This is a genomic window from Actinophytocola gossypii (assembly GCF_025165815.1).
Classification (GTDB): domain Bacteria; phylum Actinomycetota; class Actinomycetes; order Mycobacteriales; family Pseudonocardiaceae; genus Actinophytocola; species Actinophytocola gossypii.
This window is the reverse complement of sequence record NZ_JAFFZE010000006.1, coordinates 272,802-288,080: the sequence shown is the minus strand read 5'-3', so window position 1 is coordinate 288,080 and position 15,279 is coordinate 272,802. Positions and strand designations below refer to the sequence as shown.

Genomic DNA, 15,279 nt, shown 5'->3' with positions numbered 1-15,279 from the left:
CGCAGGTCAGAGCCACCCGTTTCGGGCTAGTCGCCGACCTTGATCGATGGCGGCGTCGCGTTCGAGCTCTGCTCCTGCTCCCGCTGGTCCCCGCCGCCACCGTCGTCGCCACCGGAGGTGAACAGGAGGATCGCGCCCACGATCAGCCCGATCGCCACCAGACCGACGATCACCGGCACCAGCCAGCGCGACGAGCCGCCGGAGTCCGAGGTGAACGCGGTGCTCGGCCCGGCCGGCACGGGCGGGCGCAGCCGCACCGGGTCGGCCGACGACGAGTGGGTGCCGGCCGGCACCTGCGGCCGCTGGTACCCACCGGGCGGCGTGCCCTGCGGCGGACGACCGGCGGGCGGTCGGGACGGGTAGGCGCCGGGGCCGGGCGGTCGGTTCTGCGCTGGGCCGGCGGGCCGGGGGCCGACCGGGACCGCGGACGGGCGCCTGGCCTGCTGCCCGGCCTGCTGCCCGACACCGGCCAGCGCCTGGCGGGCCGCGGCCATCAGCTCGCGGCAGTTCCCGTAGCGCGACGTGGGGCTCTTGGCCATGCCGCGCCGGATCACCTCGTCGATCGCGGGCGGCAGCGACACGTGCTCGGTCAGCGCCGGCACGTCCCGGTTGAGGTGGCCCTGGATCACCTCGGGCACCGGCCCCTGGAACGGCGGGCGGCCGGTCAGGCAGGCGAACAGCACGCAGGCCAGCGAGTACGCGTCGGTGCGCGCGTCGACCGGCTCGCCGCGCAGGTGCTCGGGCGCGGCGTAGGTCGGTGAGCCGAGGAAGTCGCCGCCTCGGGTGCGGTGGCCGGTGGCGCCGCGACGGGTCAGGCCGAAGTCGGCGACGTAGATGTGCTCGGCGGTCGACTCGCGGCTAGTGACCAGCACGTTGGCCGGCTTGACGTCCAGGTGCACCAGGCCGCGCTCGTGCAGGTTGTCCAGCGCCTCGGCGACCTGGCCGAGCAGCGCGAGCGCGCGCTCCGGCTTGAGCGGGCCGTCCTTGATCAGCGACGCCAGGTCCGAGCCGTCGACCAGCCGCATGGCGATGTAGAGCAGGCCGTCGACCTCACCGAAGTCGTACAGCGGCACCACGTTCGCGTGGTCGATCGCGGAGGTGTTGCGGGCCTCGTCGACGAACCGCTCGCGGAACTCCGGGTCCTCGGTCAGGTGCTCGGCGATGACCTTGAGGGCGACCTTTCTGCCCAGCCGGATGTCGGTCGCGCGGTACATCACGGACATACCGCCCTTACCGAGCACACCGTCGATCCGGTAGTGCCCCAGGCGACGCCCGGTGAGGTCCTCCGCCACTGCTCATCCATTCATTCCGTGCACCCCGACGCCAGCGAGCCTAACGTTCGCCGCACGGGCCGCGCGGCCGGTTGTGCACAAGTGTCAACGCGCCCCGTTCGCGGCGTTCAGCCAGGCCGCCATCGCGTACGGGTTGCGGGTCTGGACGAGCAGCTGACCCGGACCGGCGAAGTCCAGCAGCAGCCCCTCCCCGGTGCGCAGCGACTGCGGCAGCGACGGGCTCACCGCACGCAGCCGGCACTGCGTCTTCTCCCCGTAGGCCAGCAGCGACGTCGGCTCGACGGTGATCAGCTCACCCGCCTCCAGCGTCACCACGTCCAGCGACCCGCACGAGGCCAGCACCACCGCGCCGTCGCCGGAGACGTGCTCCAGGAACCCGACGTCGGCGCCGAACAGTGCCCGGAACCCCGGCCACTGCGCGTCGGTGCGCACCGTCGCCGGTACCGCGAGCCTGCTCCCCCGCTGCACGCACCAGCCGTCCGTGCCGTCCAGCTGCAGGGTGTAGACGTCGCCGGGCAGCGCGGGCGCCACGTCGACCCAGCCGCCCTCGGCCGGCGCGGTGAACACCGCGCGCCGCGCCTTGCCCCGGGACCCGCCCTGCGCCGGGGTGACGGACACGCCGTAGCTGGTGGCGAGCATCGCGGCGTAGTCGGCCAGCACCGCCTCACCGGGTGCCAGCAGCAACCGGGCCACCCCGGACGACGGGGTGTGCCGAGTGCGGACCTGCACCTGCACCTCCGTGATGTCACGCCTCCGCCTCGCCTACCGTACGCGGCGGCCGAGGAGGCAGGATGCGGAACGTGCCACAGACCCCGCTCAGCGTGGACGCCTACCGCGCCCGCGTCGCCGCCCTGGTGCCGCCGACCCCGGTCGTCGAACTGCCGCTCGCCGACTGCCTCGGCCTCGTGCTCGCGCGGGACGTGGTCTCGCCGGTCGCGCTGCCCCCGTTCGACAACTCCGCCATGGACGGCTACGCGGTGCGCGCCGAGGACGTGGCCGGCGCCGGGCCGGACACGCCGGTCACGCTGCCGGTGCCCGAGGACATCCCGGCCGGGCGCACCGACGTGGTGCCACTGGCGCCCGGCACCGCGCACCGGATCATGACCGGCGCGCCGGTGCCCCCCGGCGCGGACTCGGTGGTGAAGGTCGAGGACACCGACGGGGGCGAGCAGCGGGTGGTGGTGTCGGCCGCGGTGGCGGCGGGCACGCACATCCGGCGCGCTGGCGAGGACGTGGCGGGCGGCGCGACGGTGCTCACCGCCGGCAGCGTGCTCGGGCCGGCGCGGATCGGGCTGGCCGCGGCGGTCGGCCGTGCGGAGCTGCCGGTGCACCGGCCGGCGCGGGTGCTGGTGCTGTCCACCGGCACCGAGCTGGTGGCGCCGGGGAACCCGTTGCGGCACGGGCAGATCTACGAGTCCAACGGCACGCTGCTGGCGGCGGCGACGCGGGAGCTGGGCGCCGTGCCGACGCTGCTGCGGTTCGTGCCGGACGACGTGGCCGCGTTCCACGACGCGGTCGCCGCGCACGCCGCCGACGCGGATCTGCTGGTGACCTCCGGCGGGGTGAGCGCGGGCGCGTACGAGGTGGTCAAGGACGCGCTGGCCGGGCAGGGCGTGGAGTTCCTGCGGGTCGCGATCCAGCCGGGCGGGCCGCAGGGCTGCGGCCGGTTCGGTGCGCTGCCGGTGGTGACGCTGCCCGGCAACCCGGTGTCCACGGCGCTGTCGTTCGAGCTGTTCGTGCGGCCCGCGCTGCTGGCCGCGATGGGGCACCGGGAGGCCGGGCGGCCGAGGGCCGTCGCGCGGACCACCGAGGAGCTGCGGTCGCCGGCCGGGAAGCGGCAGTACCGGCGCGGGCACCTGGACGGCGACACGGTCCGGCCGGTCGGTGGGCCGGGCTCGCACCTGCTGGCGTCGTTCGCCGCGTCGGACTGCCTGATCGAGGTGCCGGAGGGGGTCACGGTGGTGCCGGCGGGCGAGCAGGTCGACGTGGTGCTGCTGCACTGAATCCGGTCACACACGGTTCGCCCTTGTTCACCTGCCGTGCGCGGTCGTACACTGCCCGTGCGGTACCGGTCGACCGGCCGGCACGTGCATGTCGTCGGGGGATGCACGGCCGGCCGGAGCGCGGCGGCGAGGGTGAGGGCGTCACTTTCCGCAGTGGGCGTAGCGTGGTGCGTATCCGGATCCACCCAAACCAGGCACCGTGCGAGGGATCTCCGCATCGATGAACGAACCCACGACCGACCACACAGAGCCTCCTGAGTCGGGCGCGCTGACCCGGCTCGTCGCCCTGACCCGCAGCATCGTGCCGCCGATGCACCCGGCTGGTCGCCCGTTCGTCGCGGGCGCCGCCGCCGGCACGTTCCTCCTCCGCCGGCTCTCCCGCCGCCTCGGGCTGGTCGGCACCGTGTTGACCGCGGCGATCGCCTGGTTCTTCCGTGAGCCCAAGCGGGTCACGCCGTCCCGGCCCGGCCTCGCGGTCGCCGCCGCGGACGGCACCGTGTCGCACGTGGTGCTCGCCGCCCCGCCGGCCGAGCTGGGCCTCGGCGACCGGGAGATGCTGCGGATCAGCGTGTTCCTGTCCGTGTTCGACGTCCACGTGCAGCGCCTGCCGGTGTCCGGTGTGGTGGAGCGGGTGGAGTACAAGCCGGGCAAGTTCCTGTCCGCCGACCTGGACAAGGCCAGCGAGGACAACGAACGCAACTCCGTCCTACTGTCCACTCCGGACGGTCACGAGGTGGCCGTGGTGCAGATCGCCGGGCTGGTCGCGCGCCGGATCGTCTGCCAGATCGGCGCGGGCGAGAAGGTTCGGGCCGGCGACACCTACGGTTTGATCCGGTTCGGGTCGCGGGTCGACCTCTACGTGCCGCCGTCGTCGCGGGTGCTGGTCGAGGCGGGCCAGCGCACCATCGGCGGCGAGACGGTGCTCGCCGAGCTGCCGGAGGGCTGAGTGGTCTCCCGGTCGTCCGGCGTTCGGTTGCTGCCGAACGCCATCACGGTGCTGGCCGTGTGCGCCGGGCTGTCGGCCGTCCAGTTCACCCTCGGCGGCAACCTGCCGGCGGCGATCGCCTCGATCGCGGTGGCGGCGGTGCTGGACAGCCTCGACGGCCGGATCGCGCGGCTGCTGGACGCCACCAGCAAGATGGGCGCCGAGCTGGACTCGCTGGCCGACGCGATCTCCTTCGGCGTCGCGCCCGCGCTGGTGCTCTACATCTGGAAGTTCGACGGCAACCGCCTCGGCTGGGTGGTCGCGCTCGTGTTCGCGGTGTGCATCATCCTGCGGCTGGCCCGGTTCAACACGCTGCTCGACGACACCGAGCAGCCGCCGTACGCCAAGGAGTTCTTCGTCGGCGTGCCGGCGCCGGCCGGCGGGCTGCTCGCGCTGCTGCCGCTGATCCTGACCATCCAGGTCGGCCGGGACGGCTGGTGGTCGTCCGGGCCGGTGGTGATGGTGTGGACGGTCGCCGTCGCGGCGCTGCTGATCAGCCGGATCCCGACGCTGTCGCTGAAGACGTTCCGGGTGCCGGCCCGGCTGGTCGCGCCGCTGCTGGTGCTGGTCGGCCTGCTGGCCGCCGCGGTGATCACGTACCCGATGCTCGCGCTGGCCGCGTTCCTGGTGGTCTACCTGCTGCACGTGCCGTACGCGGTGCGCCGCAACCACTGGCTGGCCAACCACCCGGAGGCCTGGGACGTGCCGCCGCGTGAGCGCCGCGCCATCCGCCGCGCGCACGGCAGGCGGCTGGGCCTGCGCCCGCCGATCCGCAAGGTCGCCGGCGCGGCCAAGCGCGCGGTGTGGCCGGGCCGCCGCAACGGCAACGGCCAGGACGACGGTCGCCGGGCCACGCTGGTGCTGCCGACCGACTCCACCCGGGTGCGCCGCTCGGTGCGCGGACGCGGCTGGCGACGGACCGGACTGCGCCGAAACCAGAACCGTGACCAGAGCCGGCCGCGCGGCGGTGACCAGTAGTCTCGCCTCATGCCGCAGATCACGCTCACCGTCCGGCTCACGCCGTCGGCCGTCGACACCCGCCGCGGCGTGGTGCGCCTGCACCCGGAGGTGCTGGACGCGCTGGGCGTCGAGCCGTGGGACGGGGTGCGGCTGACCGGAGCGCGGGTGAGCGCGGCGCTGGCCGCCACCGGCGACGGCCCGCCCGGCGTGGTGCTGCTGGACGACGTGACCATGTCGAACCTCGGGGTCACCGAGGGCGCCGAGGTCGTCGTGGCACCCGCCGAGGTCCGGCCGGCCCGCTCGCTGACCGTGTCCGGCTCCCGGCTGGCGTCGCTGTCGCTGACGCCGGAGACCGTGCGGCTGGCGCTGATCGGCAAGATCCTGACCGTCGGTGACGCGGTGTCCCTGCTGCCGCAGGACCTGGCGCCGCCGCCCGGCTCGGACCTGTCCGCCGTGCGCGGCAGGCTGTCGCGGGCCATCGGCACCACCTGGACCAACGAGCTACTGACCGTGACCGCCGCCGAGCCGGACGGCCCGGTCGCGGTGCACCCGTCGACCGTCGTCGGCTGGCGGGACGGCGCCCGCACCGGTGAGGCCGCCCCCACCGCGCAGCTGGCCGGGCCCGGCGGCACGGTCACCACCCCGGCGCCCGAACCGGTCGCCGTCGACGTCCCGGAGCCGGTGGTCGAGGCGCCTCCGCCGGTGACCGACCTGGTCGGCGCCCGCGAGGTCGCCGACCGGCTGGCGGAGTGGTTCGAGCTGGCGTTCAACCGGCCGGAGCTGCTGACCAGGCTCGGCGCCGCCGCCCAGCTGGGTGCCCTGCTCACCGGCCCAGAGGGGGTCGGCAAGGCGACCGTGGTCCGCTCGGTGGCGAAGGCGGCCGGCGCGTCGGTGACCGAGCTGGCCGCGCCGACCCTGGCCGCCTTGGAGCCGAACGCGGCGTCCGCGCGGCTGTCCGAGGCGATCCGGGCCGGCGACACGCCGTCGGTGCTGCTGCTGACCGACCTCGACGCCCTGCTCCCGGCGAGCAACCCGCCCCCGCTGTCGACGGTCGTGATCGACACCCTGCGGGCCGCCATCCGCACCCCGGGCCGCGCGATCGTGGCGACCACGGCGCACCCGGAGGCGGTCGACCCCCGGGTGCGCGGCGTCGACCTGCTGGACCGTTCGCTGAGCCTGCCGCTGCCGGACGCCAAGACCCGCACCGACCTGCTGCGGGTGCTGCTCCGCGACCTCCCGGTCGAGTCCGGTGTGGACTTCGGCGAGGTGGCAGAACGGACCCCAGGGTTCGTCGCGGCCGACCTGGTGGCGCTGCGCCGCGAGGCCGCCGTGCGGGCCGCGCTGCGGGACAAGGACGCCGAGGCGCCGACGATCACGGCCGAGGACCTGCTCGGCGCGTCGGAGACGGTCCGGCCGACCTCGATGTCCACCTCGGACACCCTGCAGACCGGTGGCCTGACCCTGGACGCGGTCGGCGACATGGCGGAGGTCAAGCAGTCGCTGACCGAGGCGATCCTGTGGCCGCTGCGCTACCCGGACTCGTTCGCGCGGCTCGGGGTGGCGCCGCCGAGGGGGATGCTGCTGTACGGGCCGCCGGGCTGCGGCAAGACGTTCCTGGTGCGGGCGCTGGCCGGCACCGGGAAGCTGAACGTGCTGTCGGTCAAGGGCGCCGAGCTGATGGACAAGTGGGTCGGCGAGTCGGAACGCGCGGTGCGCGAGCTGTTCCGCCGGGCCGCGGAGGCGGCGCCGGCGATGGTGTTCCTGGACGAGGTGGACGCCCTGGCGCCGCGCCGGGGCCAGTCCTCGGACTCCGGCGTGGCGGACCGGGTGGTGGCCGCGCTGCTGACCGAGCTGGACGGCGTGGAGCCGATGCGGGACGTGGTGGTCCTCGGCGCCACCAACCGCCCGGAGCTGATCGATCCGGCGCTGCTGCGTCCCGGCCGGCTGGAGCGGCTGGTGTACGTTCCGCCGCCGGACGCCGGGGCGCGTGGGGACATCCTCCGGGCGGCGGCGCGGAACACGCCGCTGGCGGCGGACGTGGACCTCGACGCGCTGGCCGGGGAGCTGGACGGCTACTCGGCGGCCGACTGCGCCGCCCTGGTCCGCGAGGCCGCGCTGACCGCGATGCGGGAGTCGCTGGACGCCACCGAGGTCACCGCGACCCACCTGGCCACCGCGCGGGAGGCGGTCCGGCCGTCGCTGGACCCGGCGCAGCTGGCGACCCTGGAGGCGTACGCGGCGTCCCGCTGACGACTACTTGTCGTTCTTCTCGGTCGGGTCGCGGTCGCCGCCCGGCCCCTGGTAGTCGTTGGTGACGATGACGATCAGGCCGGGGTCAAACCCCTCGATTCCGGGGAAGCGCGGCTCGACCCGCATGCCGAACTCGTCGCCGAGCAGCTCCGCCTGGGCCTCCTCGGCCGTGCCCGGCCGGAAGTACACGGTGGTGGTCGGGATGACCCCGCTCGGGTAGTTGCCCACCTCGGCGACGTCCCAGCCGGACTCCCGCAGCTCGTCCGCGGCCCGCGACGCAAGGCCGCCGATCGTGCTGTTGTTGTAGACGCGCACCGGCTCGGTCTTGGTCGACTCGCCGTTGCCGTCCCCGCCGGGCGGCGCCGGAACGTTCGTCCCCGGCGTCGTCGTGGTGGTGGTCGTCGTTGTCGTGGTGGTCGGGTTCGGCGAGACCGAGGTCGACCCGGCACCGGACGAGGGCGGCGGCAGGGACCCGGTGGGCTCGGCGGACGTCGTCGCCGGCGGCTGCTGGTTGTCGCCGTCGGCCTGGTCGTCGCCGTTGCCGCCGAACATCGAGACGAGCCCGATCACCAGCGCGATCGCGGCGACGCCGAGCAGCGCCAGACCCGCGACCCGCAGCGGTCGCGTCGCGGACGGCTCGGGGGAGGTCATCGGCCGGTTCGCCTCGCCGAGCGGACGCGCTCCCGGCCGCCGCGCAGCCGCCGCAGGCGCTTGACCAGCATGGGATCGGCCTCCAGGGCCGCGCGCTTGTCGATCAGCCGGTTCACCAGCTGGTAGTAGCGCGTCGGGGAGACGTCGAACAGCTCGCGGATGGCCTGTTCCTTGGCGCCGGCGTACTTCCACCACTGGCGCTCGAAGGCGAGGATCTCGCGCTCACGCAGAGTCAGAGCGTCGTCGGCCGAGCCACGCGCCGGTGGTACGGCGGCCACCGGCGGTTCGGTGGGGTCCGGCAACTCTGCGGCGTTCATCCGGCTCCTCGCCACGAAGCTCTGCTGCTGCTGGTGGAATCACACTGCTGTGATTCGCCGGTTGTCATTACATCACGGATGCTTCGTTAGGGTCTGGACCCATGGCCGTTCATCCGATCCGAATCGCCGGCGACCCGGTGCTGCACAACCCGGTCCGCCGGGTCGAGGAGTTCGACGACAACCTCCGCACCCTAGTCGAGGACATGTTCGACACGCTGGCCGCCGCGCACGGGGCCGGGCTCGCGGCCAACCAGATCGGTGTCGACCTGCGCGTGTTCGTCTACGACTGCCCCGACGACGAGGGGGTGCGGCACCGCGGTGTGGTGGTCAACCCGTCGCTGGAGATCCCGGACCGCCCCGAGACGATGCCGGACCCGGACGACGACTTCGAGGGCTGCCTGTCGGTGCCCGGCGAGGCGTTCCCGACCGGGCGGGCGCCGTGGGCGAAGGTGACCGGCCAGGACGTCGACGGCACGCCGATCGAGGTGGAGGGCACCGGGTTCTTCGCGCGGTGCCTGCAGCACGAGACGGATCACCTGGACGGGTTGCTGTACCTGAGCAGGCTGGTGGGCCGGCACGCCAGGGAGTCCAAGCGGATGCTCAAGCGCAACGGCTGGGGCGGGCCGGGCCTGTCCTGGGACCCCGCGACGCAGGTCGAGCCGGAAGTGCGCTGAGCGGTTCTTCTCTCGGGTTTCTTCTCTCGGCGAACACGGAACAACCGTCCGCTGACGCACACTTGTAGTGGGTGCAACGGTGTAATCAGACGGGCGGTGGTGGCGTTGTCGGATCACGAGGCCCTGGACGCCTACTCGCGCACGGTGACGGCGGTGGCCCGCACCCTGACCCCGCACGTCGCCAGCGTGACGCTGCGCCGGGGCAGCGGCTCGGCCGTCACGTTCACCGAGAACGGCCACCTGCTGACCAACGCACACGTGATCGACGGCCACCGGCACGGCACGACGACGTTCTCCGACGGCTCGGAGTCCGACTTCGAGGTGGTGGGCGTCGACCCGCTGTCCGACCTCGCCGTGATCCGGGCGTCGGCCGCTCCCCCACCGGTCGAGCTGGGCGACTCGGACGCGCTCGTCGTCGGCCAGCTGGTGGTGGCGGTCGGCAGCCCGATGGGCCTGTCCGGCTCGGTGACCGCCGGCGTGGTGAGCGGTCTGGGCAGGTCGCTCCCGGTGCGCCAGGGCCAGGCCGCCCGCGTCATCGAGGACGTGATCCAGACCGACGCGGCGCTGAACCCCGGGAACTCCGGCGGCGCGCTGGCCGACGCCGCCGGCCGGGTCGTCGGCATCAACACCGCCGTCGCGGGCTACGGCCTCGGCCTCGCCGTCCCGATCAACCGCACGACGAGCCGCATCATCGACACCCTGATGGTCGAGGGCCGGGTCCGCCGCGCGTACCTGGGCGTGATCGGCGTCCCCGCGCCGCTCCCGGACGACGTCGCCGAACGCACCGGCCAGCGGGCGGGCCTGCGGGTCATCGAGGTCGTGTCCGGCGGCCCGGCGAACCGCGCCGGCCTGTGCAAGGGCGACCTGATCCTGACCGTGGCCCGCGAGCAGGTGCACAACGCCCAGGGCATCCAACGCCAGCTCTTCGCCGAGGTGATCGGCACCGACCTCGCCGTCACCGTCCTGCGCAACGGCGCCATGGTCGACGTGTTCGCCCGCCCGACCGAGCTCACCGTGGGCTGAGGCTCAGTCCACGGCTCAGTCCACGGCTCAGTCCACGGCTCAGTCCACAAGCTCAGTCCACGGCGAGGACGGCACGGAGGTCGGCGAGCAGGCCGCGGAACTCGGTGCGCGGGACGGTGGCGCTGGCACCGGTGTGGGTGTGCTCGACGACGACGTCCTCGACGCCGAGCCGCAGCCGGCAGGCGTCGCCGGTGAACCGCCAGGTGCGGTCGTGTCGGACGTGGTGCTCGACCTCGTCCAGCATGGCGTCGCTGGTGCCGACCTCGATCTCGAAGAAGTCGACGAGCGGCGCCAGCGCGGGTGGCGCGGTCACCGCCAGCTCGTCGTCGACGATGGCGAAGTGGATCTGGGCCGTCGCGTGGTTCATGTGCGCTTCCGGCGGTTCCTGGCGCGGCGCGGGTACGCCGTGACGATGTCGGACAGGCCTGGTTCGGCCGGGCGTTCCTTGACGTAGCCGTCGATCCGCACTCCCCGGTATTCCCCGCGGAAGCGGCGTCCAACCGGGTCGAAGCGCCCGTTCCGCATGGCGCCGACGAACGCGGTCCGCACGGCGTGCAGGACCTCGGCGCGGGACCAGGAGTCCGGGAAGAACGAGCTCTTCTTGGTCTCGGTCGACCGGGGTCCGCGCACGAAGGCCGTGTAGACACCGTGCCGGTCCGGCCCGTCGATGATCTCGACGACGCGCAGCACGCCGTGGTCGACGCCGCCCTCGCGGTGGTGGTAGCCGGTGTAGCTCGCCCTGCCCGGCCGGTAGTGGCCCTCGAAGACGTGCTGGACCAGGCGGTCGAGACCGTCCCAGCGCAGCCGCCTGCGGATCCGCGTGATGGCGGCGGCCCAGTCCCGCGGGTCGTCGCGCAGCGCGGCGGGGTCTAGCCAGTTCCCGGGCGCCGGCGGCGGCACCACGTGGTGCACCACGAGGCTGGTGGGAGCGGGCGCGGGAGAAGCGGTCGGGGCCGGCACGGCGGTCGCCCTGGCGGCGGCGGCGATCTCGCTCGCCGACTCGTCGCCGACCGTGTCGAGCATGGCGAGCGCGCGGTGGTAGGTGCTGAGCACCTGCGCCCGCTGGTCGACCCGGACCGGTTCCGGCTCGTCCGGCCCGGTGATCACCCCGGTGAGCTCGGCCTGCTGGGTCGCGGTGAGCACGGACGCGGGCCGGCGCGGCGAGGCGGGCGGCTCGTCCGTGCCGCCGAGGGCGATCACCTCGCCGGCCTGGCGCTGCGCCCAGGCGAGGACCGAGGCGTAGGTGTCCAGGGCGGCGGCGACCCGGCCGTAGCCGTCGCCCGCGTCCTGGAAGCGCCGGGGCTGCCGCTCGAGCCACGCGTGGAACGCCTCGGCGGCGCGTCCGTTCCAGCCGCCGACGTCCAGCGAGCGGAAACCACGGCCGACGTCCTCGACGGCGCGCGCCATCCGGTTGTACGAGTCGGCCAGCAGCCAGATCTGCTCCGGGTCGCCCGGCACCAGGTCCCGGACGGTCTTCCGGGTCACGCGATGCCGCCGAACCGGCCGGCACCGTCCTCGTCGGCCCGCCGGTAGGTCCGGACCGTCTCGACGAGCCGGTGCCGGAGCGACTCCGCCACGCCGGCCAGCCGCGCCCGCTCGCGTCTCTCCCGTTCGGCGAACTCGGTGACCGCCTCGCTCAACCGGCGGTGCCCGAACACCTCGACCCCCCGGAAGGTCGCCGGTGACGCGGTCAACTCGTCCGCCAACCGGCCAGCCCGCGCGCCCGCCGCACCGAGCGCGTCAAGATCCACTGTGAAGCCGTCCGAACTCACCCAGCCTCCAACCCTGGTCACGCACAGTGCCGGGCACCTTACCGCAGGTTCGCCGAGGTCACGGAAACTCGATCGAGTCCGGCCGCGTTCCGGCGCAGGATGGGCGGATGACGTGGTCGAGTCTCGGCGCCTTCCTGCTCGCCTCACTGCTGCTCGCGCTCGTGCCCGGGGTCGGCACCGCCATGCTCGTCCGCCAGGCGGTGCGCGGGGGCCGGCGCGGCGCCTACGCGACCGTCGCCGGGCTGCAGACGGGGGTGGCGCTGTGGGCGCTGGCGGCCGCGCTCGGCCTATCCGTGCTCCTCGTGGCGAACGAGATCGCCTACCAGGTGCTGCGCGTCGTCGGCGTCGGGGTGCTCCTGGTGTTCGGCGTCCGGGCGCTCATCGGTCGCACCCGCGAACCGACGGCCCCCACCTCTGGCGGCGGCTTCCGCGCCGGGCTGCTGGTGAACCTCGCCAACCCGAAGCTCGCCGTGTTCGCGATCTCGTTCCTGCCCCAGTTCGGCGCCGGCCGCGACGAGCTCGTCCTGCTGGCCGCGCTCTGGGTCCTCGTCGACACCGTCTGGTACCTGATCATCGCCAGCCTGCTGAGCCGGGCGGTCGGCTGGCTGCGGCACCGCTGGCTGGAACGCCTGTCCGGCGCCGTCCTGATCGGGCTCGGAATCAGGCTGGCCACCGAGACCTGAACACCGCACCCTTGGCAGCGACCCGAACCGCTGGCTATGGTCGAGGGCGAGAACTCAACATCGCGCGGGAGCTCGCGCCACAGCGGGCTGAGAGGGCAAGTGGCGTCCACACGGACCCGGCCTTGCCGACCGCCTGAACCTGACCGGGTAATGCCGGCGTAGGGAGGCTTGTTCCATGACGGCTCTTGACGACCGTTCCGTCCGCCCGAGTGTCACCACCGGGCCGATCACCGGATCCACCAAGGCGTATCACGACGTCGACGGGCTGCGGGTGCCCTTCCGGCGGGTGAACCTGACCAACGGCGAGCACCTCGACCTCTACGACACCTCCGGCCCGTACACCGACACCGACGCCACCATCGACGTCCACACCGGACTCGACCGGCTCCGTGCCGACTGGGCGCTCGAACCCGTCAACGGCGCCGTCACCCAGCTGGCCTACGCGAAGGCCGGCGTGATCACCAAGGAGATGCGGTTCGTCGCCGCGCGCGAGGGGATGGACCCCGAGTTCGTGCGCCAGGAGGTCGCGATCGGCCGCGCGGTGATCCCGGTCAACCGCAACCACCCCGAGGTCGAACCCGCGATCATCGGCAAGAAGTTCCTGGTCAAGGTCAACGCGAACATCGGCAACTCGGCCGTCTCGTCGTCCATCGAGGACGAGGTGGACAAGCTGGTCTGGGCCACCCGCTGGGGCGCGGACACCGTGATGGACCTGTCCACCGGCAAGCGGATCCACGAGACGCGGGAGTGGATCCTGCGCAACTCGCCGGTCCCGATCGGCACCGTGCCGATCTACCAGGCGCTGGAGAAGGTCAACGGCGACCCGGCGAAGCTGTCCTGGGAGGTCTACCGGGACACCGTGATCGAACAGTGCGAGCAGGGCGTCGACTACATGACCGTGCACGCCGGCGTGCTGCTGCGCTACGTGCCGCTGACCGCCCGCCGGGTCACCGGGATCGTCTCCCGCGGCGGCTCGATCATGGCCGCCTGGTGCCTCGCGCACCACCGGGAGTCCTTCCTGTACGAGCACTTCGTCGAGCTGTGCGAGATCCTGCGCGCCTACGACGTCACCTTCTCCCTCGGCGACGGGCTGCGGCCGGGCAGCATCGCCGACGCCAACGACGAGGCCCAGTTCGCCGAGCTGCGCACGCTCGGCGAGCTGACCCACATCGCCCGCGAGCACGACGTGCAGGTGATGATCGAGGGCCCCGGCCACGTGCCGATGCACAAGATCGCGGAGAACGTCCGGCTCGAGGAGGAGCTCTGCGGCGAGGCGCCGTTCTACACCCTCGGTCCACTCGCGACGGACATCGCGCCGGCCTACGACCACATCACCTCGGCGATCGGCGCCGCCCAGATCGGCTGGGCGGGCACCGCGATGCTCTGCTACGTCACCCCCAAGGAGCACCTCGGGCTGCCGAACCGGGACGACGTGAAGACCGGCGTGATCACCTACAAGATCGCCGCGCACTCGGCCGACCTGGCCAAGGGTCACCCGCGCGCGCAGGAGTGGGACGACGCGCTCTCGCGGGCGCGGTTCGAGTTCCGCTGGACCGACCAGTTCAACCTGTCGCTCGACCCGGACACCGCGCGTTCCTTCCACGACGAGACGCTGCCCGCCGAACCGGCGAAGACCGCGCACTTCTGCTCGATGTGCGGGCCGAAGTTCTGCTCCATGCGGATCACCCAGGACGTGCGGAAGTACGCCGAGGAGCACGGACTGTCCACTGTGGCCGCGATCGAGGCCGGCATGGAGGAGATGTCCGAGCGGTTCCACGACCACGGCGACCGCGTCTACCTGCCGGTGACCGAGCCGTGACCGAGACCCCGCCCCGGGTGCTGACCATCGCCGGCTCCGACTCCGGCGGCGGCGCCGGCATCCAGGCCGACCTGCGCACGCTGTTCGCCTGCGGGGTGCACGGGACGACCGCGATCACCGCGGTCACCGTGCAGAACTCGCTCGGCGTCAGCGGGGTCTCGGTGATCCCGCCCGACGTCGTCGCCGCGCAGATCGAGACCGTCGTCGAGGACATCGGCGTGCAGGCGGCCAAGACCGGCATGCTGGCCACCGCGGAGGTCATCGCCGCGGTGGCGAAGGCGTGCGACAAGGTCCACATCGGACGCGACGGCGACATCCCGTTCGTCGTCGACCCGGTGGCCGCGTCCATGCACGGCAACCCGCTGCTGCGCGACGACGCGATGGACGCGCTGCGCGGCGAGCTGTTCCCGAGGGCCACGCTGGTCACGCCGAACCTGGACGAGGTCCGGCTGCTCACCGGGATCACCGTGCGGAGCCGGGACGAGGCCCGCGATGCGGCCCGCGCCCTGCACGCACTCGGTCCACAATGGACCTTGGTCAAGGGCGGGCACCTGTACGACGACCCGGAGTGCGTCGACCTGCTCTACGACGGCGAGACGTTCCTTGAGCTGCCGGCCGCCCGGATCGACACCCGGCACACCCACGGCGGCGGCGACACGATGGCGTCGTCGATCAGCTCGGCGCTCGCCCGCGGCCTGGACGTGCCGGCCGCGGTCCGGTTCGGCAAGGCGTTCGTGACCCGCTCGGTCGCGCACTCCTACCCGCTGGGCTCCGGTGTCGGGCCGGTGTCGCCGCTGTGGCGTCTGCCTCCGATCGAGCCGGAGCGGTAGCCGTCGGCCTTAGGCTGCCC

16 protein-coding genes and 1 riboswitch are annotated in these 15,279 nt (G+C 73.4%); of the genes, 9 read left to right on the top strand and 7 right to left on the bottom strand.

The genetic code is table 11. From position 1 onward, the window contains the following. Nucleotides 1-26: 26 nt before the first annotated feature. Together JT362_RS05960 and JT362_RS05955 are read right to left on the bottom strand one after the other, a co-directional pair. Nucleotides 27-1,292 carry a serine/threonine-protein kinase gene (locus tag JT362_RS05960; protein WP_260189997.1) on the bottom strand — a complete coding sequence of 422 codons (1,266 nt, stop codon included), beginning with the start codon at nucleotides 1,290-1,292 and terminating at the stop codon, nucleotides 27-29. An 84-nt stretch (nucleotides 1,293-1,376) separates the two neighbouring features. Then, nucleotides 1,377-2,021 carry an AIM24 family protein gene (locus JT362_RS05955; protein WP_260189996.1) on the bottom strand — a complete coding sequence of 215 codons (645 nt, stop codon included), beginning with the start codon at nucleotides 2,019-2,021 and terminating at the stop codon, nucleotides 1,377-1,379. Nucleotides 2,022-2,083: 62 nt separating this feature from the next. Between JT362_RS05955 and moeA the strand changes: the two genes are divergently transcribed. The 4 genes from moeA (at nucleotide 2,084) to JT362_RS05935 (ending at nucleotide 7,490) form a co-directional block, all read left to right on the top strand. Beyond that, nucleotides 2,084-3,295, top strand: coding sequence for a molybdopterin molybdotransferase MoeA (moeA, locus tag JT362_RS05950; RefSeq protein ID WP_260189995.1), 1,212 nt, complete (start codon nucleotides 2,084-2,086; stop codon nucleotides 3,293-3,295). A gap of 220 nt (nucleotides 3,296-3,515) precedes the next feature. Beyond that, nucleotides 3,516-4,241 carry a phosphatidylserine decarboxylase gene (locus JT362_RS05945; protein ID WP_260189994.1) on the top strand — a complete coding sequence of 242 codons (726 nt, stop codon included), beginning with the start codon at nucleotides 3,516-3,518 and terminating at the stop codon, nucleotides 4,239-4,241. Continuing rightward, nucleotides 4,242-5,258 carry a CDP-diacylglycerol--serine O-phosphatidyltransferase gene (gene pssA / locus JT362_RS05940; RefSeq protein ID WP_260189993.1) on the top strand — a complete coding sequence of 339 codons (1,017 nt, stop codon included), beginning with the start codon at nucleotides 4,242-4,244 and terminating at the stop codon, nucleotides 5,256-5,258. It abuts the gene before it with no gap. Between the two features lie 9 nt (nucleotides 5,259-5,267). Continuing rightward, complete coding sequence (locus tag JT362_RS05935) at nucleotides 5,268-7,490, top strand: AAA family ATPase (RefSeq protein ID WP_260189992.1); 2,223 nt, start codon at nucleotides 5,268-5,270, stop codon at nucleotides 7,488-7,490. 3 nt (nucleotides 7,491-7,493) lie between these two features. Here JT362_RS05935 and JT362_RS05930 read toward each other — a convergent pair whose 3' ends face one another. Both JT362_RS05930 and JT362_RS05925 read right to left on the bottom strand, forming a co-directional pair. Next, nucleotides 7,494-8,141, bottom strand: coding sequence for a LytR C-terminal domain-containing protein (locus JT362_RS05930; protein ID WP_260189991.1), 648 nt, complete (start codon nucleotides 8,139-8,141; stop codon nucleotides 7,494-7,496). Then, on the bottom strand, nucleotides 8,138-8,458 hold the full coding sequence (locus tag JT362_RS05925; protein WP_260189990.1) for a DUF3263 domain-containing protein: 321 nt from the start codon (nucleotides 8,456-8,458) through the stop codon (nucleotides 8,138-8,140). Before JT362_RS05925 ends, JT362_RS05930 begins: the two co-directional genes overlap by 4 nt. 101 nt (nucleotides 8,459-8,559) lie before the next feature. On the opposite strand from JT362_RS05925, the gene JT362_RS05920 reads away from it, so the two are divergent. After that, on the top strand, nucleotides 8,560-9,132 hold the full coding sequence (locus JT362_RS05920) for a peptide deformylase (RefSeq protein WP_260189989.1): 573 nt from the start codon (nucleotides 8,560-8,562) through the stop codon (nucleotides 9,130-9,132). Nucleotides 9,133-9,237: 105 nt separating this feature from the next. Continuing rightward, nucleotides 9,238-10,155 (top strand): S1C family serine protease, encoded by a 918-nt coding sequence (locus JT362_RS05915; protein ID WP_260189988.1) that lies wholly within the window; start codon nucleotides 9,238-9,240, stop codon nucleotides 10,153-10,155. A 52-nt stretch (nucleotides 10,156-10,207) separates the two neighbouring features. On the opposite strand, the gene JT362_RS05910 is transcribed toward JT362_RS05915, so the two are convergent. Genes JT362_RS05910 through JT362_RS05900 form a run of 3 tightly spaced genes read right to left on the bottom strand, consistent with a single transcriptional unit; the run spans nucleotide 10,208 to nucleotide 11,948 of the window. Then, complete coding sequence (locus JT362_RS05910; protein ID WP_260189987.1) at nucleotides 10,208-10,522, bottom strand: hypothetical protein; 315 nt, start codon at nucleotides 10,520-10,522, stop codon at nucleotides 10,208-10,210. Next, nucleotides 10,519-11,640 carry a putative T7SS-secreted protein gene (locus JT362_RS05905; RefSeq protein WP_260189986.1) on the bottom strand — a complete coding sequence of 374 codons (1,122 nt, stop codon included), beginning with the start codon at nucleotides 11,638-11,640 and terminating at the stop codon, nucleotides 10,519-10,521. Before JT362_RS05905 ends, JT362_RS05910 begins: the two co-directional genes overlap by 4 nt. Then, nucleotides 11,637-11,948: a type VII secretion target gene (locus JT362_RS05900; protein WP_260189985.1), complete on the bottom strand. Its 312-nt coding sequence runs from the start codon at nucleotides 11,946-11,948 to the stop codon at nucleotides 11,637-11,639. Before JT362_RS05900 ends, JT362_RS05905 begins: the two co-directional genes overlap by 4 nt. 86 nt (nucleotides 11,949-12,034) lie before the next feature. Here JT362_RS05900 and JT362_RS05895 point away from each other — a divergent pair, with 86 nt between their 5' ends. The 3 genes from JT362_RS05895 (at nucleotide 12,035) to thiD (ending at nucleotide 15,259) form a co-directional block, all read left to right on the top strand. Continuing rightward, complete coding sequence (locus tag JT362_RS05895; RefSeq protein ID WP_260189984.1) at nucleotides 12,035-12,610, top strand: LysE family translocator; 576 nt, start codon at nucleotides 12,035-12,037, stop codon at nucleotides 12,608-12,610. A 54-nt stretch (nucleotides 12,611-12,664) separates the two neighbouring features. Then, nucleotides 12,665-12,792: riboswitch (TPP riboswitch) on the top strand. Continuing rightward, entirely contained in the window at nucleotides 12,786-14,429 is a 1,644-nt protein-coding gene (thiC, locus tag JT362_RS05890) for a phosphomethylpyrimidine synthase ThiC (protein ID WP_260189983.1), read from the top strand. (Overlaps the previous riboswitch by 7 nt.) Continuing rightward, nucleotides 14,426-15,259 (top strand): bifunctional hydroxymethylpyrimidine kinase/phosphomethylpyrimidine kinase, encoded by an 834-nt coding sequence (gene thiD / locus JT362_RS05885; protein ID WP_260189982.1) that lies wholly within the window; start codon nucleotides 14,426-14,428, stop codon nucleotides 15,257-15,259. The genes thiC and thiD overlap by 4 nt, the downstream gene beginning before the upstream one ends. Nucleotides 15,260-15,279: the final 20 nt, after the last annotated feature.

Bases quoted from the DNA above. Each gene is read 5' to 3' on its own strand.
- JT362_RS05945 (WP_260189994.1), top strand. From the start codon at position 3,516: ATGAACGAACCCACGACCGACCACACAGAGCCTCCTGAGTCGGGCGCG.
- thiC (WP_260189983.1), top strand. From the start codon at position 12,786: ATGACGGCTCTTGACGACCGTTCCGTCCGCCCGAGTGTCACCACCGGG.
- JT362_RS05935 (WP_260189992.1), top strand. From the start codon at position 5,268: ATGCCGCAGATCACGCTCACCGTCCGGCTCACGCCGTCGGCCGTCGAC.
- JT362_RS05925 (WP_260189990.1), bottom strand. From the start codon at position 8,458: ATGAACGCCGCAGAGTTGCCGGACCCCACCGAACCGCCGGTGGCCGCC.
- JT362_RS05910 (WP_260189987.1), bottom strand. From the start codon at position 10,522: ATGAACCACGCGACGGCCCAGATCCACTTCGCCATCGTCGACGACGAG.
- JT362_RS05895 (WP_260189984.1), top strand. From the start codon at position 12,035: ATGACGTGGTCGAGTCTCGGCGCCTTCCTGCTCGCCTCACTGCTGCTC.
- JT362_RS05920 (WP_260189989.1), top strand. From the start codon at position 8,560: ATGGCCGTTCATCCGATCCGAATCGCCGGCGACCCGGTGCTGCACAAC.
- moeA (WP_260189995.1), top strand. From the start codon at position 2,084: ATGCGGAACGTGCCACAGACCCCGCTCAGCGTGGACGCCTACCGCGCC.
- JT362_RS05930 (WP_260189991.1), bottom strand. From the start codon at position 8,141: ATGACCTCCCCCGAGCCGTCCGCGACGCGACCGCTGCGGGTCGCGGGT.